This window comes from Bacillus sp. NS1 (assembly GCF_058248265.1).
Window position 1 is genome coordinate 932,075 of record NZ_JBZAZF010000003.1, and the last position, 16,240, is coordinate 948,314.

The window sequence follows — 16,240 nt, forward strand, 5'->3', positions numbered from 1 at the left end:
ATGTTACATTTATATATAACTGAAATACATTTATATTATCGGGGGTATAACCAAATGGTTATGAATATGAACCATCTTCACATATTTATAAAAGTCGGGGAGAAATTGAACATTACAGAAGCGGCAAAAGAATTGTTCATCTCTCAGCCGGCAGTAAGCAAAGCGATAAAAAACCTCGAAAACTCGCTCCAGCTCAAATTATTGATCAGGGATAAACATCATGGTTTAGTGCTGACTGACGTCGGAAAGGAAATTTTGCTGCTGGCGAGGCAAATGAAGGGGATTGAAAGCAAAATATATCAAGTAGCCAACAGGGAAAACAAGCTGTTAAGCGGGAAGGTGAAAATCGGTTCATTTCCTGCTGTTTCAACAAATATCATGCCGCAGGCGATTGCGGCATTCAGATCAAACTACCCGCTGATCCGCATAGAATTGGTCGAGGGGACCTCTGATCAAATCAAAGGATGGGTCCAGGATCGGACGGTTGATATTGGGATCGCGGCATCTCCATTTGAACCGTTTGACTATCAACTATTATGTAACGACTATATGGTGGCCGTCATCCCTCCGCAAGATGAGGAATTAAAACAGGAAAAGCATGTCGACCTCAACACATATCAAGATGACCTTATTTTTTGCAAAGGCGGTCATGAAATTGCAATGTCAAACACGTTTCAGCAGCACCATATTGAATTAAAGGAAAACTTGACTGTGCAAAATGCCGAAACCTTGATCAATATGGTCAAAAATAACTTGGGCATAGGCATTATTTCAAACTTTACACTTTCATCTGTTCCGCATCAATTGATCAAAAAAGACATCATTCCCAGGATTACCCGTGATATTGGCGTCATCGCGCACTCATTTGATGAAATAACGCCGGCGGCGCATGAGTTTATCAAGGTATTGAAAGCTGTCGTCATCTGAATCCGTAGTCGTAATAAGGTGGCTCTAGTCAAGAAGAGGAGCGTAAAAACTCCTAGTTTAAGACGTTTTATAAAAAGAGTTCGAAGACTTTATTAATGTTCTTAGAGGATGGCCAAAGACGGTGAGCAAACCCTAGAGGAAAATGAATACTCATCGGTAGAGTTACAAAAAAGAAAAAAGCAACAATTCGAACGTTGCTTTTTCATTTTATTTGGTACTTTATACGCTAGGAGAACTTCAACCTAAAAAGGTTCATCAATCTCTGTCTTTGTGGGATTCTGTTCCTTAACTTGTTTTAACGTCGCTACTATAAGAAAGCTGACAATTACTAATAAGAGCCATGAACTCACCTTTCCTAGATGAACAAGACTCCATGCCTCGGTTTGATTTGGGTATTTCCAAGCCCCAAAAAATGTTGCGATATTTTCTGCTATCCATATAAAAAATCCGATAAGCACAAAAGAAAGTGCGAGTGGCATACGGTAACGGGTTCCATTTACCTCGTATATGACCCATGTTTGCCAAAAGACAATGATGACAAGTCCAGATAACCACCAGCGAACGTCAATTGAATAATGATGGGTGAAAAAATTTAAATAAATTGCAGCAGCAAGCAGAACAACTGCAAAAAACGGCGGCCACTTAACCAATTCAACCTTAAGTCTCCTCCACGCCTGGCATAGATAACTGGCTACACTTGCGTACATGAACCCGCTATACAAAGGGACCCCGGAAATTTTGGAATATCCTTCTTCTGGATAAGACCAGGAGCCCATGTGTACTTTGAAAAGTTCAAGAGCAAGTCCAATAAGGTGGAACAATGTAATCACCTTTAATTCATCCCGTGTTTCTAGACCGGAACGCACCATCCACCACTGCATGAGAACACAGATGATGAGCAGCCAGTCATACCGTGGCAAAAAAGGAAGAGGGATGAGTTGTGTAATAGCCAAAGAGGCAAAAATAACGAAAGGAAACAAACATGAAAGTGCCTGTTCCCAACCAAAACGAACGAGTTGTTTTAAGGCTCTCATGATGTGCGATTCCTCCAAAGGGTTTTTCTGAATATATGTAAGGAACGCTTCGTATAGCAGCTAAATGGAGATAGGGTTACGTCCATAGAATCACCACCAAATCACTTTGTTTTTTTATGTGTCTTCTTCACTTTGGTATTCCAAAATATCTCCGGGCTGACATTCTAGAGCCTTACAAATTGCTTCTAAGGTTGATAATCGAATGGCCTTTGCTTTTCCGTTTTTTAGTATGGAAAGATTAGCCATTGTGATGCCGACTCTCTCCGAAAGTTCTGTTACGCTCATTTTCCTTTTAGCAAGCATTACATCAATATTGATAATAATTGCCATGTTCATCACCTCAGACTGTTAAGTCATTTTCTGATTTTATATCAATTGCTTCTTTTAAGAGTTTTTGAAGAACAGCAGCAAAGACCGCAATCACCATTGAAGCAAAAATAATGACCAATCCGATGACTATGATACCCGGGGCGTCGTCTATCTCGGCCATCAGATAAAAGATCGGCAGGCCTGCTGCAAATAAGATACTGATTGTGACCGCACAGTGTTTTATATTCCTTAAAGCTTTTACGGAAATTTTAGAGAAAGCTTTGTTCTTGTCAATATAGCTTAAAAGTTTGAAAGCTTGATAAAGAGCAAAGTAAAAGGGTATCGCCGTCATATACAAATAGATGAAAATAAGATATTTCATATAAACGATAGTAGGAAATAATTCTGCTGCATAATTGGCTATCTTAGGCACCACAAAAATGCACAAAGCCAGAATCGGAATTCCAATAAGAATAACGGAAATCTTTAAAAATAGTGTTGAGACTCGATTCATAAAAAGCACCTCACTGATTTGTTGTCATTCTGAATGTAACACGATATTTATCGTTTTACAATAAAAAAGTATTGAAATAAATTATATTATTGTTGTTATAAGGGATCTTTTTCATTTTAGGATAAGACAAAAAAAGCATTTCTCATTCCAGGGAGATGCTCTATCATGTTTAAACCTGTGCAAACGAATTGAACCATGTGCTTCAGTCAGCTCGGGGAATTGGTGTGAACTCGATCTTGAAGGGTTTTTTTATTGCACAAAAATAAGTGAATCTACATATTCAAACAAACGATGGAAAGAAATACATCAAAGGATAAGCTGCTGTTCATACTAATGGTCGGGAGGTAAACCGACTTATGATACAAATTTGGATCACTGGTCTTTTATTATTGGCTCAACCGAGCGGGCCGCCTGACAGCTTAACGGTCACACAGCAAGGAAGGACGATTGCTACTGTTAACCGTGAAAATTTCACAATGCCTCTTCCCGGTACCCCGATGATTGACCATGAAAAGTACCGTAAATTCATCGAACAGCTGGATCGGCAAATTTACCGGGAGCCGAAAAATGCTGTGCTTAACGAACAGGGAAGCATCGTCCCGGGCAGGGTTGGTTACAAACTGTATCAACAGGCATTTATGGCAAAGTTTTATGCTTATTTCTATGGCCAAGGCCCCTCCAAGGTAGAAGTGCCGGAATTGAACATTTATCCGAAAGTGGACAGCGAAATGCTTGCTCACATCAGTACCCAGCGGCTCGGTCAGTACGTAACATATTTTAATTCGAATAATAAAAGCCGTTCACATAATATTTCTCTTTCTGCCAAAGCGATTGACAATCATGTTGTGTTCCCTAATGAGACATTTTCATTTAACCAGGTTGTCGGAATGAGAACTCGGGACAAAGGATACAAGAGCGCGCCCATTATCGTAAAAGGTGAGTTGTCTGAAGGTGTAGGCGGAGGAATTTGCCAAGTATCATCTACACTATTTAATGCAGTCGATCGCGCAGGGCTGCGAATCGTTCAGCGCTATTCTCATACAAGAAGCGTGCCGTATGTTCCGCCTGGACGTGATGCTACAGTAAGCTGGGGAGGTCCTGACTTTCGCTTTGAAAATCAATATAACCAGCCAATTCTAATCCGGGCAAAGCAGCATGGGGGAAGTATGGTTGTTACACTATACTCTTCTGATGTGGTCAATAACCAACTGAGAAAAGTTCCTAAAGCCCCATCTCAAATACCGAAAGAAATAAATGCCGAGCGGCAATAGGATACCATTATTGGACAAGTGAATGAAAAAGAAAGGAGGGATAAATGAAGTGAAGAAGGTATTATTTTTCTTATATGTAATATTATTTGCGTTTACTTTTGTTCAATCAAAAGCGCACGCCCTTACTTTTACGGTGTTGCCCATTACACAGAAAACAGAACAGTGGTCAGTAGAAGTAAGTGAAGCAAAAAATGCAAAGGAATTTGCGGCACCTAAGAAAGGGAAATATAATGTTTATTCCTTGGAAGTCAGAAATATTGGGAAAGAAGCAGCTACGGTGGATGTGCAATTGTATAGAAATGATCCTGATTCAATCACAAGGTTTTCACTTTTTGGATGCCCCGATGAAAATTGTGTAAAACATAAAGAGGATGCTAAAACGTTAGCTGAAAGTTTAAACGATGGCTCGCCGTTGAGGTTCAAGCATTTTATGCTGGCAGATAAAGCCTCTGAATTAGAAGTTGTTATTATATGGACGCAAAAGGGGCAAGAAGGACGCCATTTAAAACAGACATTTAAATTCACTGAAGATGGCGTTAATTAGGCGTTATAAATTTGCCAGTCCTAGAAATAAAATATTCATATTTCTTATATAGATGAGATGAATCACCATTAAGCATACTGCAAAGAAAGGGAAGAGGGAGAGTAAAACTGATAAGATGGGATGGTTTTGATGATTAGATCCATTACTTTGCCAGAGGAAAAAACGAAAATAACAGTTGGAAAACCAATCAAAGATGAGTCAAACGTCAAAGTTACTGCAATTTTTGACTATAGAGAAGAACCAGAAGAAGCTTTTTGGATACACTTATCTGATGGAAGTGAAATGTTTGTCGAGGATCATAAAGTCTTTATTGAATACGAATAGAGAAGTATTGAATTGAACAAGCAGTTGAATCACTTCCTGCGCATTTTAGCCTGACATTGTAAAGATAAAGACTGTTACACCTTTGAAAAAGCAAAAAAAGCACCCCAGTTATTCATTAAAGCCGTTAATTTCAAAATTCTCTATGTCGAGATTTAGGTTTTTCAATTGTTTCAACAGAACTTCAAATTTTAAACAACCCCCATTTTTTAATTCTTCTAGTATATTTTCAGGATGAGCAATTTTCATCCCGGACTCAATCCATTGTTTGCGATACAATTGAAATACCGCCTCAATTAAATGATCCGGAGTGAAAATAACCTATTCTTACATCACGATCCCCATTGTAGCCAAACTCAAAATCGCAACTTCTGAAGCAATCTTGCTCATCTAAACCTCTCTGTCTCCAAATTCATATCACAAAGATATTATCACAGTCATAGGGTATTTTTGTTAAAGAATGTAATCATTTTGAAGGTAATTGACTCAATGAAACAAAACATGCATTAAAGAGCATGTTATAAGTTTTAATCTTGTCCCTGTAACGCTTTAATTTAAGTTCTTATCAGTAACATTTTGACCCCATTTTCCTACTAAGTATGAGGGAAGTGAGGAAAATCATGAGAAAAAAGAACAACATTAAATGGAAGTTGATAATTGCTGTATTGTTAATCATCTGCATCGTAGCAATCATTGTAATGATCTCAGGAAACAAAGTGAAATATGAGGGCAGCGGAAGAAGCGGACTGTGGGTTTCTAACCTTGAAAAATCAGACAAGACGTCAATTGGACCTAATTACTTTCTAAATTTGTATTGGCAGGGGAGTAAGAAAGACGAGAAAAGGACTGTTGTTGAAAGAATTACTCTGTATGTAGATGGCAAAAAATATCAAGATGACAACATAAATGAGTACGACTTATCAGAATCACTGGTGAAGAAATGCCAGGTGGAGGACACATGGAGGACCACATCGCTACCTTTGATTATATGCCTGAAGATGAAGTGATAGGACATGATGTATTAGTGAAAGTAGAGTGAAAGACAGGCCAGAAAAAACAGACAGAAGAAATCATATTACATAAGAAGCCATGGTATAAAAGATAGCTTATTTGCTGAATTCTAGGCACAACCATATAAGATCATGCATAGGCTGGAATAAAGTCTTGTTCATTTCTAAAGAGGTGCTTGCTATTGGAAAAACAACCAATCAATCATGAAGACAGAAACGTGCCGCAGCCTATTCGAAGTGATGGAGCTGGAGCTATTGATGCGGGTCCGCGAAATATGATGCGGGATATTCAAAATCCAAATATACTTGTTCCGCCTGTTACAGACGAAGGTATGATTCCTAATTTGAGATTTTCATTCTCAGATGCTCCCATGAAATTAGATCACGGCGGCTGGTCACGAGAAATCACCGTCAGGCAGCTTCCGATTTCAACTGCAATTGCAGGAGTAAATATGAGCTTAACTGCGGGAGGAGTACGCGAACTTCATTGGCATAAACAAGCGGAATGGGCTTATATGCTTTTGGGACGGGCTCGTATCACCGCTGTTGACCAAGAGGGGCGAAATTTCATTGCTGATGTTGGCCCTGGCGATCTATGGTACTTTCCCGCAGGAATTCCGCATTCTATTCAAGGGTTGGAACACTGCGAATTTCTCCTCGTTTTTGATGATGGAAACTTTTCTGAGTTTTCAACGTTAACCATTTCAGATTGGTTTGCACACACGCCAAAAGATGTTCTGTCTGCAAATTTTGGTGTGCCGGACAATGCTTTTCGCTCTCTTCCTTCAGAACAAGTCTATATCTATCAAGGGAATGTGCCAGGACCAATAGACAGTGAAGACATTCAGTCACCCCACGGGAAAGTCCCCTTGCCCTTCAAATATGAGTTGTTGAATCAAACCCCCAGTCAAACGCCGGGTGGGAGCGTACGAATTGTAGACTCTTCTAACTTCCCGATTTCTAAAAACATAGCGGCAGCACTTGTTCAGATTGAGCCTGGCGCGATGAGAGAGCTTCATTGGCACCCCAATAGCGATGAGTGGCAGTATTATCTGACAGGACAGGGACGCATGACAGTATTTATCGGGAATGGGACTGCCCGCACATTTGATTATAGAGCAGGCGACGTTGGATACGTGCCTTCTAATGCTGGACATTATATACAAAACACTGGTACAGAAACGTTATGGTTTTTAGAAATGTTCAAAAGTGACCGCTATGCAGATGTGTCACTTAACCAGTGGATGGCATTGACGCCTAAAGAATTAGTGCAAAGTAACTTGAATGCAGGATCAGTATTGCTCGATTCTCTGCGTAAGAAGAAGGTCCCTGTTGTCAAATATCCCGGCACGTAAAGAAGGTAACCGATCAAACAACAGCTTTCATATTATTAAGATAAAAACTGTAATAAGGAAGAATTTGGTCATGCGTATTTCATGAATACAATAAACAGTAATTTAATCCCTATGTATACGTTATGTAGGGTTTTTCTGCTTGCGTAGTATAGTGATGAGCTTTAAAATGTTTGTGTGGAAATGATAACCATTCTAGTTGGCCATTTATAGCAATTTTCAAAATTCGATTTTGCTATAACAAAAAATCTCATAGCCTATCTTTATCTATTCAATCAGTTGATTACGTAAAATGAGATTGGCTTTAATACGGGGGGCGGGAATGAAAGCACTCACTTTCATATCCAGTTTTACTGCTATTGGAACCTCAATATTGGGGCAATGGCTAGGAGTGCTGGATGATTCTTATGCTGTTGGTAATGCTTGGTTTATAGGTGTTTTAGCTGGATTGATTACACTTCTCATTTTGATTGACAGTCAAGTTATGACAAAAAGTTTCATAGTAAGCTTAAGCACAATTTCAGGCATTATGGGAGTAGGATTTTTATATCTCCCAGCTGCAATCATCAACATTTTTATAGGTATTAAACTTGAAAAGAAAAAGAAAGAAGAAGACCTTAATTGAAGGCAAAATCATAATGTATTTCTTAGGCGGTGAAGTGTATAGATTTACACACATGGGCTTATATCATATCTACAATCATAGGTGCTGCAGGCTTCATAAGTTTAATGTGTTTCAGCTCTTTTTACGATAAAACTGAAAAGTAAAGCGATTTTCATTCTAGATGTTACAAAACACTTTGCTTTTTCTGCAAAGGATTAAGATGTAATAAGAAATGTAAACCCTATCATCTGAAGGAGTTTACATTTCTTATATATAGTTTACATAATATTATTATTTTAAATCCGCCGCATAAAAAGACCTAATTGATCTATGTACTAAATATTCATTATAACTAGAGTGGATTTGCACTAAGAAACAAAGCTTTTTACATAACCTATATTGTAGCTTCATCACTACACACGATTCTGTACATCAAGAAGCGCAGGTGAATTATTCTTAGGTGAGTTCACTAAAGGTGAAACCTGATATGCTTCCATGTCATCAGCATCATAAGGCAGCAGTAAGCTTTGCAGATCATCAGGATCTGTATTTAGAGGATTCAGCCACTCTTTTTCTTGATCATGAGTCAATATAACCGGCATTCGGTCGTGTATATCTTTCATGAGTTCATTAGGCGTAGTTGTGATGATTGTACAGGTGTAAAGAGGGTCCCCTTGATGTGTTTTCCACTTTTCATATAAGCCGGCAAACGCAAAAAGAGCGGATGATTTCAGTTTGATCCGCATCGGAATTTTGGTTTTGGGATCAAGCCGTTTCCATTCATAAAAACTGTCGGCTGGAATGATGCAGCGTTTGCTGACAAGCGGTTTCCGAAAGGCCTGTTTCTCGGTTATTGTTTCAGCTCGAGCGTTGATCATTTTATAGCCGATCTTTTCATCTTTGGCCCAGGGAGGAATAAGACCCCATCTAAGTTTGCCGAGGCGATTATTTGCTCCATCATTGATGATTGCCAGGATGTTTTGTGATGGTGCGACATTATAACTTGGATGGTATTCGTCCTTAGGCAAAAATTGATCGATGTCAAACTGGTCAATAATATCTTCAAATGTAGAGAATAAAGTAAACCTGCCGCACATGTTCATCATCCTTTTTTTGGGTTATTTGAATATTGTACAGGCTGGATACATGAAAATCAAAAATGCGAAATGGTCGATGGGAAAGAAGGAATGCGGGACGAACCTTTATTCAATAGAGTGTCAGAACAATTGTACAAATTATGTTTATTGATTTTAAGATTCTGTAAACTTGATTGAATGGTTATTCCATTATTTGTATAATAACTTTATAGCATAGATTTTACAACACTAATGCGATAAGGAGGAAAGTGAAATGAAGAAAATTGGGTTTGCTGTTTTGATGTCATTTTTCGTTTTTATCAGCTTAGTTCCAACAGTTGATGCTGCTGTCATTGATCATGACAAAGTAGTAGGGTTCAATGAAGTTACCCCAACGACTATTTCTCAAAAAGCCGCGAAACGGTTCCAGCCGTATTTGAAGGTTTATAGCGGCTGTGTACCCTTTCCGGCAGTAGATGCACAAGGCAATACGAGTGGCGGGTTAGAGCCGACTGGAGCGCCTGAAGGGCATTGCAGCAAACATACTGGACAAGTTTATTCACGTTCAACCTGGTACAACGATGTGTGGGCAATGATGTATGCTTGGTATTTTCCGAAGGATGAGGCTTCCCCAAGATTGGGGCATAGACATGACTGGGAAGGAATCGTAGTTTGGATCGACAATCCGGCTAATCAAAATCCTAAAGTTTTGTCAATTGCATACTCTGGACACGGAAAGTTTACAAATGTTCAACCAAATGAAAGGAATATGAAGGATACACATCCTTTAATTGCCTACGATAGCACATGGCCATTAAATCATGCATTACATATTAGTGATCAAGTAGGGGGCACTCAGCCATTAATTGGGTGGGAAGACTTAACTCCGGCAGCGAGGGATGCTTTAAATACAACGGATTTCGATAAAGCGAATGTCCCTTTTAATGATCCTAATTTCATGAATCATTTAGAAAAGGCATGGTTTAGATAATTCATGAAGTATGGTGCTGGATCAGTCATTAGATTGGTTCAGCGTTATCATGACAGGATGCAGGAAACTGACCCCAAAGACTTATTTATTAAAGTTTATATTGATCAAAGTTTCCAATTCCAATATATTGAAATAAAAAGGCTGGAGGAAACAAAATGAAAAAGTTTTTAATATTAATCTTAGCTTTGTTTTTGATGACAATCCATGCAGGGAATGCTTCAGCAGCTATTGTGAAAAATGAGGAAAAAGTAAGTTTTACGATGACAGAAAATCAAAAAGAGTTCATGATGTCCGATGAGTCAAATCCAAATAGGTTTCCGTCTCAGTTCGGATATCGATTCACAATTTTTGATGCAGAAGGATGCACGCTTCATGCTAGAATATTTCGCCTGTCTCTATCAGGAAATGAAATCACGCTAAGTGAGAAAGATTTCACAGGCAACCATTTCGATTTCAGTGCAACTGATCAAGCAGAAGCGATGCCGTACAAAAATCATTATTTAGAGTTAACGAAAGGTCAGAACTGTGGAGAAGTTAAAGTTAAAGGTTTATACGGTTATCAGTTTGATAATGTATACGAATATTGATAAAAGTTTGAATGTGAAGGCCGATCAAAAACGGGGCCTTTTTTTACTGTCTAAAGATAAGAATGAAAAGGGCATTGATCAATTGTTTTTTATGCGTAGAAAACTCTGATATCGGTATCTATGGCGGGGGGCAAAAAAATTTAGAGCCAAGCTTTCTTTTCTTTTGTCTCTGCAGTTTAAATGATGTAGAGAAAAGATGATTTGTTAAAATAAATATATAGTCACGATAACTCATTGCGAGAGGGGAATGTTTATGTCCAAGACAGCGATAGTTACGGGTTCTGCAGGAGGATTAGGAAGGGGCATCGCAGAGAGATTATGTAAAGATGGTTTTCGTGTAGTGCTGCATGATATTAATGAAGCAATGCTGCAGGAAACTGTTTCAGATTTCAAAAAGAAACACGTTCATGTGATTGGAGTGAAAGGTGATGTATCGAAACGTGATGACCAATTCAATTTGGTGAAAGAAGCAGTAGAACAATTTGGTCATTTGGATGTTTTTGTAAACAATGCGGGTATTGAAGCTGTTTCACCATTATTGGAGATAACCGAAGAACAGTTGAATAGATTATTTCAGGTTAACGTGAATGGAGTTGTCTTTGGCACTCAAGCAGCCGCTGACCAGTTTATGAAACAAAAAACTAAGGGCAAAATCATTAACGCATGTAGTATAGCTGGTCACGAATCATTTGAAATGCTTGGCACATATTCAGCGACGAAGCATGCGGTAAAGTCTTTTACACATTCAGCTGCTAAAGAGCTGGCGAAGTATAAAATAACAGTGAATGCATATTGTCCCGGAGTCGCAAAAACGAAAATGTGGGACAGAATTGATGAAGAAATGGTAAAACACAGTGATGATTTACAGCCAGGGGAAGCTTTTGAAAAATTTTCTTCCGAAATAGCCCTTAAAAGATATCAAACACCTAACGATGTTGCTAATTTGGTATCATTTTTAGCTTCAGATGCCTCAGATTACATTACCGGTCAAGCGATATTAACTGATGGCGGTCTAGTTTATAGATGATAAAAACAAATGACATTCAAAAAGAAGAATCTAGTTTGTTGAATGTCATATGGATTCATTTTAGTTGCGAAAAACTGGTATAATAAGAAAACAGGTTGAAAAGTTATTGTGAAAAAGAAAATACGCTTTTGGTAAGAATGATTTGACTGGCCCTTGGCTTGATGGAGTATAATAAGGTCGCTTAAAAATAGCCTATAAGTATAAAAAGAGGCTCGGCGTTTTTTACGCAGGCCTCTTTTGTGTCAGTAGCCAAATACAAGAGTTGTACTTTGTGATCCGGCATATTTTGTGACAAATTCTTTTGTATACTCCGGCGTTTGGACACGGTAGCTGTAATTAGATCCGGGATTCCAGGAAGTCAGCGGAGAGGTTTGCTTGTTGAGAGACGGGTAACTGCCTATATCTTTAAAATAACCAGTGCCCTTGTCATCGAGGATTCCGCCTTTTTCACTGCCTTTCCCAAAGTAATTATATTCGGAATATATTTTTGCTTTTGTAGCGATCGTAATCGCCTGATTAAAATTGTTGCTGTAATTGTTTTTAACATGAAAGTATCCGTATCTCATGAGACCCGGGCCTCTTACATACAAGTTCTCAAAATAATTGTTGGCGATTGTCATGTGGGGATAGCCGTCATATTGATGCTGCGAATCATCTGGGTATCCTAAAATCAAACCGTATTTATGATTTGCGAATTTTGAGTTGCTGATGGTAATATAATCTGCTGCTTTTCCGATATACAGGAGTTTGTCCAAATCACTACCGCTTGCACTATAGCTGTGGCCTGAGAATGTGACGTGGTCAATCCAATAGTTGATGCCGGAATCTAAATAAAGCTGGATATCATTATTTCCATTAATCTGCGGACTGTGTTCAAATGTCAGATTTTGAAAAATGACGTTTCCAGAGGCAGATGAAGTGGTTAAATAAATATTTTTTAGCGTTTTTTTCGCGTAAGAGCCTACGAGTGTTTTATTTGAGCCAATGGTAACTGTTGTTTTCGAAGATGCGGAAAGATCATTTTGAAGCACTAAAATTTTCGGAGTGGATCCTCCTAGATGGGTTTTTAAATCATTTACGCTTTGAATGTAAACAATCTGACCGTTTTTCCCCCCAGTTGTGCTCGCTTTAGAAATGCCTTTTTCATTTTTAGCATTTCCAGCGAATCCTAAAAGGCCATTCGTTGAGGTATTTGGAAAATCGACAGCTCCAAACGCTTTACCAGGCAAGAGAACCAATAACAAACCGAACACAGCGAACCATAAACAAAATCGTTTCATTGCATGCTTCCTTTCAAATGTAATAGTTTCCTCGTAAGGATTATTATTACAATAAATAAAAAGGAATGATAGGTTCAATCTTCCTAATTAATGCTGGATTATTTAAAATACAGATTGCGCTAAAAGACACACTAACAATCAGAAAGGATTGATGCACCGTTGACTGCAGCAGCTTATCGAAACACCTTGCTTTCACTTCTATGTTTAACAGCTGGAATCGTGGATGTAATCGGGTATTTAAGCCTGGGACATGTGTTCACAGCGAATATGACTGGAAATATTGTATTATTTGGGTTAGCGATCGGCAAATCTCTTCAAGTCACAGTTTTTAATTCTTTGACTGCGCTAATCGGATTTATATGCGGCGTAATGATTTCAACACTGATGGTCGGAAAGGCAGAAAATACTCTTTGGCCTTCTGCTGTGACAAAAGCGCTGGCACTTGAAGCATTCATTTTGTTCGTCTTTGCTTGTCTTTCTTTTTATTCAGTTTTTGTTCCTGTATACATCCTTATTATTCTCTTGAGCATTTCCATGGGGATTCAAACAATAGCAGCCAAAAAGCTCGGCGTCGCAGGTATTTCTTCAACTGTGTTGACAGGAACATTGGCTTCTCTTTTAGAGGATTTGTCCGACCGTTTGTTTTTTAAGAAGCAGAAGAAGACATTCTTAAGAGATGCTGTGTTAAGGGCGCTGGCTATTATCTTATATTGTGTGGGGGCCATTATTGTAGCTTTAGCTGAGCCTGATTTTTATGACATCATCATTTGGGTTCCGATTGTGCTGATATTTGGCATCATGATGACAGCTAAGTTGAAACTGAGCGGGAAAAAATAAATGTCTCCTGCTTAGCTGTTACGAGGTTTATTGCGACGTGAAAAATAGCTCAGCATAAACAAGTAATTCGGCTGATGTGCATACTCATTCATTTGTATTGGCTTTTTCATAAAAACCCTTCCTTTGATATATGAATAATAGTGAATCTGTCTTAAAATCATCTATGAATCTATTTCCTCTTTCAAACCAGGTGGATTGAGTCTTACAATGATAATGATTCTCATTTGAAGTCTGGGTGAAGGAGGACATGTATGAAAAAAAATATCAGTGCAATTGTTGGTGTGGTTTTGTTGATGATCCTTTGTTTTTCCCCGCAAGCTTCGGCAGCATATGACGACCTGCATGAAGGCTATGCAACGTATACAGGGTCAGGTTATTCAGGGGGAGCTTTTCTGCTGGATCCCATTCCTTCCGACATGGAGATTACGGCAATAAATCCCGCTGATCTCAATTACGGGGGAGTGAAAGCGGCACTTGCAGGCTCTTACTTGGAAGTCGAAGGGCCAAAAGGAAAAACAATTGTCTACGTTACCGATCTGTATCCTGAAGGCGCTCGGGGAGCTCTTGATCTGTCACCTAATGCCTTTCGTAAAATCGGTAATATGAAAGACGGAAAAATTAATATTAAATGGCGTGTTGTCAAAGTACCTATCGCCGGAAATTTCACGTACCGGATCAAAGAAGGCAGCAGCAGGTGGTGGGCTGCAATCCAAATCAGAAATCACAAGTATCCTGTTATGAAAATGGAATATGAAAAGGATGGTAAGTGGATTAACATGGAGAAAATGGACTATAACCATTTTGTCAGCACTAATGTAGGGACAAGCTCTCTGAAAGTCAGAATGACTGACATCCGCGGTAAAGTTGTGAAAGACACCATTCCGAAGCTTCCTGAAAGCGGAACGTCCAATGCATATAAAGTGCCGGGCCATGTACAGTTTCCCGAATGAAAAATACGAAACAGCGGACCTTTTCCCGCTGTTTTTTCATTTCGTTATATGAATAGATTAGATATCAATCATTACTATCTGCATGTAAAAACGCTTTAATCATGTTCACTTGCTGCTGCTTTGGATAACTGGTGTACAGCCTGCTGGAAATCCGAATAGGATCTCCGAAAAAGTATCTTTCGTAGTGAGTTTGCCTTGTGCCGAATGAACTCATTGTTAAATCCCACGCCAAACGGAAAATTTTCACACGCTCTTCAGCGTTTGTATTAGTTGCTTGGAGGTATTGGTCAAGATCTTCCCGTATCTCTGAGTCAAACGCATTTTCTGTCGGCAGCGTCACCATTCCGCTAGCGCCAATTAATTGTATGATTTCAGTAAATCGCGGATATAGAGTAGGAATGATCGTACTGATGACTTGAAGAGGAATCAAACTGGGACGCATATAGCCGAATTCATCTAACTGAGCGTCATTTTCTGATTTGTCAATGAGTGCTTTGATTGTTTCCAATCCAACAATAATTTCAGAGAGCTTTTCTTGTATGTGCTGGTATTCAGAAACATTAATGGTGTCGACCAAAAGTTGTGCAACACCTAATAGAAATTCAATTTTAATCATTTGCCTAATGACGACCTGATGAAAGGTAAAGGCATGAAAAGAGCTTTTTGTCATGAAATCTTTTGCTGCTTCAACATTATCGTAAAAAAACACCCGATCCCATGGCACTAACACGTGATCGAAAACAACAATTGAATCCATTTCTTCATACCTTGAGCTTAAGGGATGATTAAAGGCCGACTCGCTTAATACAAATGATTCTCTAGTGATAAATTTGATGCCTTTTGTATTAGAGGGAATCGAAAAAGCAAAGGCTTCATCCGTTTCAAAGAAAAATTTAGGTACTGAAAAAACTAAGATTTCATCCGTTAATCCGCCTTGGGTAGCTAGCAGACGCGCGCCATGTACAATTAATCCTTTTTCGGTCCTATCAATGACTTTAGCAGATATCGGTTTTTCACTGAAGCCAAAATAGGATTGTGACCGGTTCACTTGGGGGGTAATGAATGTATGGGTAAAGGAAAGATCACGCTTAGAAGCTTGCTTATACACGTCTAGTATATGTTCCGGAAAACATTTATCTCGATCTCTAAAAAGCTCTGCTGACGATGCAAAGCTCATCATCACCGTATTCATGTAATCCGGACTTCTTCCCATCATTCCATGGGTATGTCTAGCCCAATGTTCAATCATGTTCCTTCTTTTTTTCAAATCGCTCTTGGTTTTAGGTTGGAGATAGGACAGACCGATTCGATCATGATCTCCAGGAAGGCGATAAGTCAATTCATTCATTAACTCATCCTTCGTTTGCAAATCATAAAGCGAGCTTTTCGTTTTGAGTATTCCTTTAAATGCAGGATGATCAGAAATATGACCCTGTATTTTCTCGCCATCATACCATATTTCGTTTTCTAGTTTATTCAATCGCTCAATGAATTCTTTTCCATTGATGATCCCCATTTGACATTTCGCTCCTTCGAATCATGCTGCGTATTGTTATTATATTTTCGAAAGAACAGCCTGTTCAGCCAATTTGAGATAGGAAAAGCC

Annotated in this window: 16 protein-coding genes and 3 pseudogenes; 12 read left to right on the forward strand and 7 right to left on the reverse strand. The window is 38.8% G+C overall.

Annotation, left to right across the window (positions count from 1 at the left end; genetic code table 11):
- Positions 1-54 precede the first annotated feature (54 nt).
- Positions 55-927: a LysR family transcriptional regulator gene (locus tag AC4CV5_RS15455; RefSeq protein WP_490923145.1), complete on the forward strand. Its 873-nt coding sequence runs from the start codon at positions 55-57 to the stop codon at positions 925-927.
- 242 nt (positions 928-1,169) lie between these two features.
- Here AC4CV5_RS15455 and AC4CV5_RS15460 read toward each other — a convergent pair whose 3' ends face one another.
- The 3 genes from AC4CV5_RS15460 to AC4CV5_RS15470 form a co-directional block, all read right to left on the reverse strand.
- Positions 1,170-1,961, reverse strand: coding sequence for a DUF817 domain-containing protein (locus tag AC4CV5_RS15460; RefSeq protein WP_490923146.1), 792 nt, complete (start codon positions 1,959-1,961; stop codon positions 1,170-1,172).
- A gap of 114 nt (positions 1,962-2,075) precedes the next feature.
- A complete protein-coding gene (locus AC4CV5_RS15465; RefSeq protein ID WP_166852272.1) occupies positions 2,076-2,291 on the reverse strand; it encodes a helix-turn-helix domain-containing protein in 216 nt (71 codons plus the stop codon).
- 10 nt (positions 2,292-2,301) lie between these two features.
- Positions 2,302-2,784: a DUF2975 domain-containing protein gene (locus AC4CV5_RS15470; protein ID WP_166852275.1), complete on the reverse strand. Its 483-nt coding sequence runs from the start codon at positions 2,782-2,784 to the stop codon at positions 2,302-2,304.
- Positions 2,785-3,140: 356 nt separating this feature from the next.
- Here AC4CV5_RS15470 and AC4CV5_RS15475 point away from each other — a divergent pair, with 356 nt between their 5' ends.
- From AC4CV5_RS15475 to AC4CV5_RS15485, 3 genes and pseudogenes are all read left to right on the forward strand, one after another.
- Complete coding sequence (locus AC4CV5_RS15475) at positions 3,141-4,055, forward strand: VanW family protein (protein ID WP_166852278.1); 915 nt, start codon at positions 3,141-3,143, stop codon at positions 4,053-4,055.
- 49 nt (positions 4,056-4,104) lie between these two features.
- A complete protein-coding gene (locus tag AC4CV5_RS15480; RefSeq protein ID WP_166852281.1) occupies positions 4,105-4,599 on the forward strand; it encodes a YozF family protein in 495 nt (164 codons plus the stop codon).
- A 129-nt stretch (positions 4,600-4,728) separates the two neighbouring features.
- Positions 4,729-4,927, forward strand: a pseudogene (locus tag AC4CV5_RS15485) (hypothetical protein); the annotation flags it as partial.
- A gap of 104 nt (positions 4,928-5,031) precedes the next feature.
- Here AC4CV5_RS15485 and AC4CV5_RS15490 read toward each other — a convergent pair.
- Positions 5,032-5,287, reverse strand: a pseudogene (locus AC4CV5_RS15490) (hypothetical protein); the annotation flags it as partial.
- 253 nt (positions 5,288-5,540) lie between these two features.
- Between AC4CV5_RS15490 and AC4CV5_RS15495 the strand changes: the two are divergent.
- The 3 genes and pseudogenes from AC4CV5_RS15495 to AC4CV5_RS15505 all read left to right on the forward strand — a co-directional run bounded on the left by AC4CV5_RS15495 (position 5,541) and on the right by AC4CV5_RS15505 (position 7,907).
- Positions 5,541-6,025: pseudogene (locus tag AC4CV5_RS15495) on the forward strand (DUF4944 domain-containing protein).
- A gap of 81 nt (positions 6,026-6,106) precedes the next feature.
- The gene (gene oxdD, locus AC4CV5_RS15500) at positions 6,107-7,285 is read left to right on the forward strand and encodes an oxalate decarboxylase (protein ID WP_490923148.1); all 1,179 of its coding nucleotides are present in this window, start codon (positions 6,107-6,109) and stop codon (positions 7,283-7,285) included.
- Positions 7,286-7,604: 319 nt separating this feature from the next.
- The gene (locus AC4CV5_RS15505) at positions 7,605-7,907 is read left to right on the forward strand and encodes a hypothetical protein (protein WP_166852287.1); all 303 of its coding nucleotides are present in this window, start codon (positions 7,605-7,607) and stop codon (positions 7,905-7,907) included.
- Between the two features lie 392 nt (positions 7,908-8,299).
- Here AC4CV5_RS15505 and AC4CV5_RS15510 read toward each other — a convergent pair whose 3' ends face one another.
- Positions 8,300-8,983 carry an SOS response-associated peptidase gene (locus AC4CV5_RS15510; protein WP_166852290.1) on the reverse strand — a complete coding sequence of 228 codons (684 nt, stop codon included), beginning with the start codon at positions 8,981-8,983 and terminating at the stop codon, positions 8,300-8,302.
- Positions 8,984-9,236: 253 nt separating this feature from the next.
- Here AC4CV5_RS15510 and AC4CV5_RS15515 point away from each other — a divergent pair, with 253 nt between their 5' ends.
- The 3 genes from AC4CV5_RS15515 (at position 9,237) to AC4CV5_RS15525 (ending at position 11,567) form a co-directional block, all read left to right on the forward strand.
- Complete coding sequence (locus AC4CV5_RS15515; protein ID WP_166852293.1) at positions 9,237-9,953, forward strand: NPP1 family protein; 717 nt, start codon at positions 9,237-9,239, stop codon at positions 9,951-9,953.
- A 155-nt stretch (positions 9,954-10,108) separates the two neighbouring features.
- Positions 10,109-10,540, forward strand: coding sequence for a hypothetical protein (locus tag AC4CV5_RS15520; RefSeq protein WP_490923149.1), 432 nt, complete (start codon positions 10,109-10,111; stop codon positions 10,538-10,540).
- Between the two features lie 253 nt (positions 10,541-10,793).
- Positions 10,794-11,567: an acetoin reductase gene (locus AC4CV5_RS15525; RefSeq protein WP_490923151.1), complete on the forward strand. Its 774-nt coding sequence runs from the start codon at positions 10,794-10,796 to the stop codon at positions 11,565-11,567.
- Positions 11,568-11,809: 242 nt separating this feature from the next.
- Here the strand turns inward: AC4CV5_RS15525 and AC4CV5_RS15530 are convergent, their stop codons facing one another.
- A complete protein-coding gene (locus AC4CV5_RS15530) occupies positions 11,810-12,847 on the reverse strand; it encodes a polysaccharide lyase family 1 protein (RefSeq protein ID WP_490923152.1) in 1,038 nt (345 codons plus the stop codon).
- A 159-nt stretch (positions 12,848-13,006) separates the two neighbouring features.
- Here AC4CV5_RS15530 and AC4CV5_RS15535 point away from each other — a divergent pair, with 159 nt between their 5' ends.
- Together AC4CV5_RS15535 and exlX are read left to right on the forward strand one after the other, a co-directional pair.
- Positions 13,007-13,684 (forward strand): YoaK family protein, encoded by a 678-nt coding sequence (locus AC4CV5_RS15535; protein WP_490923153.1) that lies wholly within the window; start codon positions 13,007-13,009, stop codon positions 13,682-13,684.
- Positions 13,685-13,935: 251 nt separating this feature from the next.
- A complete protein-coding gene (exlX, locus tag AC4CV5_RS15540) occupies positions 13,936-14,634 on the forward strand; it encodes an expansin ExlX (RefSeq protein ID WP_490923154.1) in 699 nt (232 codons plus the stop codon).
- 64 nt (positions 14,635-14,698) lie between these two features.
- Here the strand turns inward: exlX and hpaB are convergent, their stop codons facing one another.
- Complete coding sequence (hpaB, locus tag AC4CV5_RS15545) at positions 14,699-16,150, reverse strand: 4-hydroxyphenylacetate 3-monooxygenase, oxygenase component (RefSeq protein WP_490923155.1); 1,452 nt, start codon at positions 16,148-16,150, stop codon at positions 14,699-14,701.
- Between the last annotated feature and the right edge of the window lie 90 nt (positions 16,151-16,240).

Excerpts from the sequence above, each read along its gene's own strand:
- AC4CV5_RS15455 (WP_490923145.1), top strand. The coding sequence starts at position 55 with ATGGTTATGAATATGAACCATCTTCACATATTTATAAAAGTCGGGGAG.
- AC4CV5_RS15460 (WP_490923146.1), bottom strand. The coding sequence starts at position 1,961 with ATGAGAGCCTTAAAACAACTCGTTCGTTTTGGTTGGGAACAGGCACTT.
- AC4CV5_RS15465 (WP_166852272.1), bottom strand. The coding sequence starts at position 2,291 with ATGGCAATTATTATCAATATTGATGTAATGCTTGCTAAAAGGAAAATG.
- AC4CV5_RS15470 (WP_166852275.1), bottom strand. The coding sequence starts at position 2,784 with ATGAATCGAGTCTCAACACTATTTTTAAAGATTTCCGTTATTCTTATT.
- AC4CV5_RS15475 (WP_166852278.1), top strand. The coding sequence starts at position 3,141 with ATGATACAAATTTGGATCACTGGTCTTTTATTATTGGCTCAACCGAGC.
- AC4CV5_RS15505 (WP_166852287.1), top strand. The coding sequence starts at position 7,605 with ATGAAAGCACTCACTTTCATATCCAGTTTTACTGCTATTGGAACCTCA.
- AC4CV5_RS15510 (WP_166852290.1), bottom strand. The coding sequence starts at position 8,983 with ATGTGCGGCAGGTTTACTTTATTCTCTACATTTGAAGATATTATTGAC.
- AC4CV5_RS15515 (WP_166852293.1), top strand. The coding sequence starts at position 9,237 with ATGAAGAAAATTGGGTTTGCTGTTTTGATGTCATTTTTCGTTTTTATC.
- AC4CV5_RS15520 (WP_490923149.1), top strand. The coding sequence starts at position 10,109 with ATGAAAAAGTTTTTAATATTAATCTTAGCTTTGTTTTTGATGACAATC.
- AC4CV5_RS15525 (WP_490923151.1), top strand. The coding sequence starts at position 10,794 with ATGTCCAAGACAGCGATAGTTACGGGTTCTGCAGGAGGATTAGGAAGG.
- AC4CV5_RS15530 (WP_490923152.1), bottom strand. The coding sequence starts at position 12,847 with ATGAAACGATTTTGTTTATGGTTCGCTGTGTTCGGTTTGTTATTGGTT.
- exlX (WP_490923154.1), top strand. The coding sequence starts at position 13,936 with ATGAAAAAAAATATCAGTGCAATTGTTGGTGTGGTTTTGTTGATGATC.
- hpaB (WP_490923155.1), bottom strand. The coding sequence starts at position 16,150 with ATGGGGATCATCAATGGAAAAGAATTCATTGAGCGATTGAATAAACTA.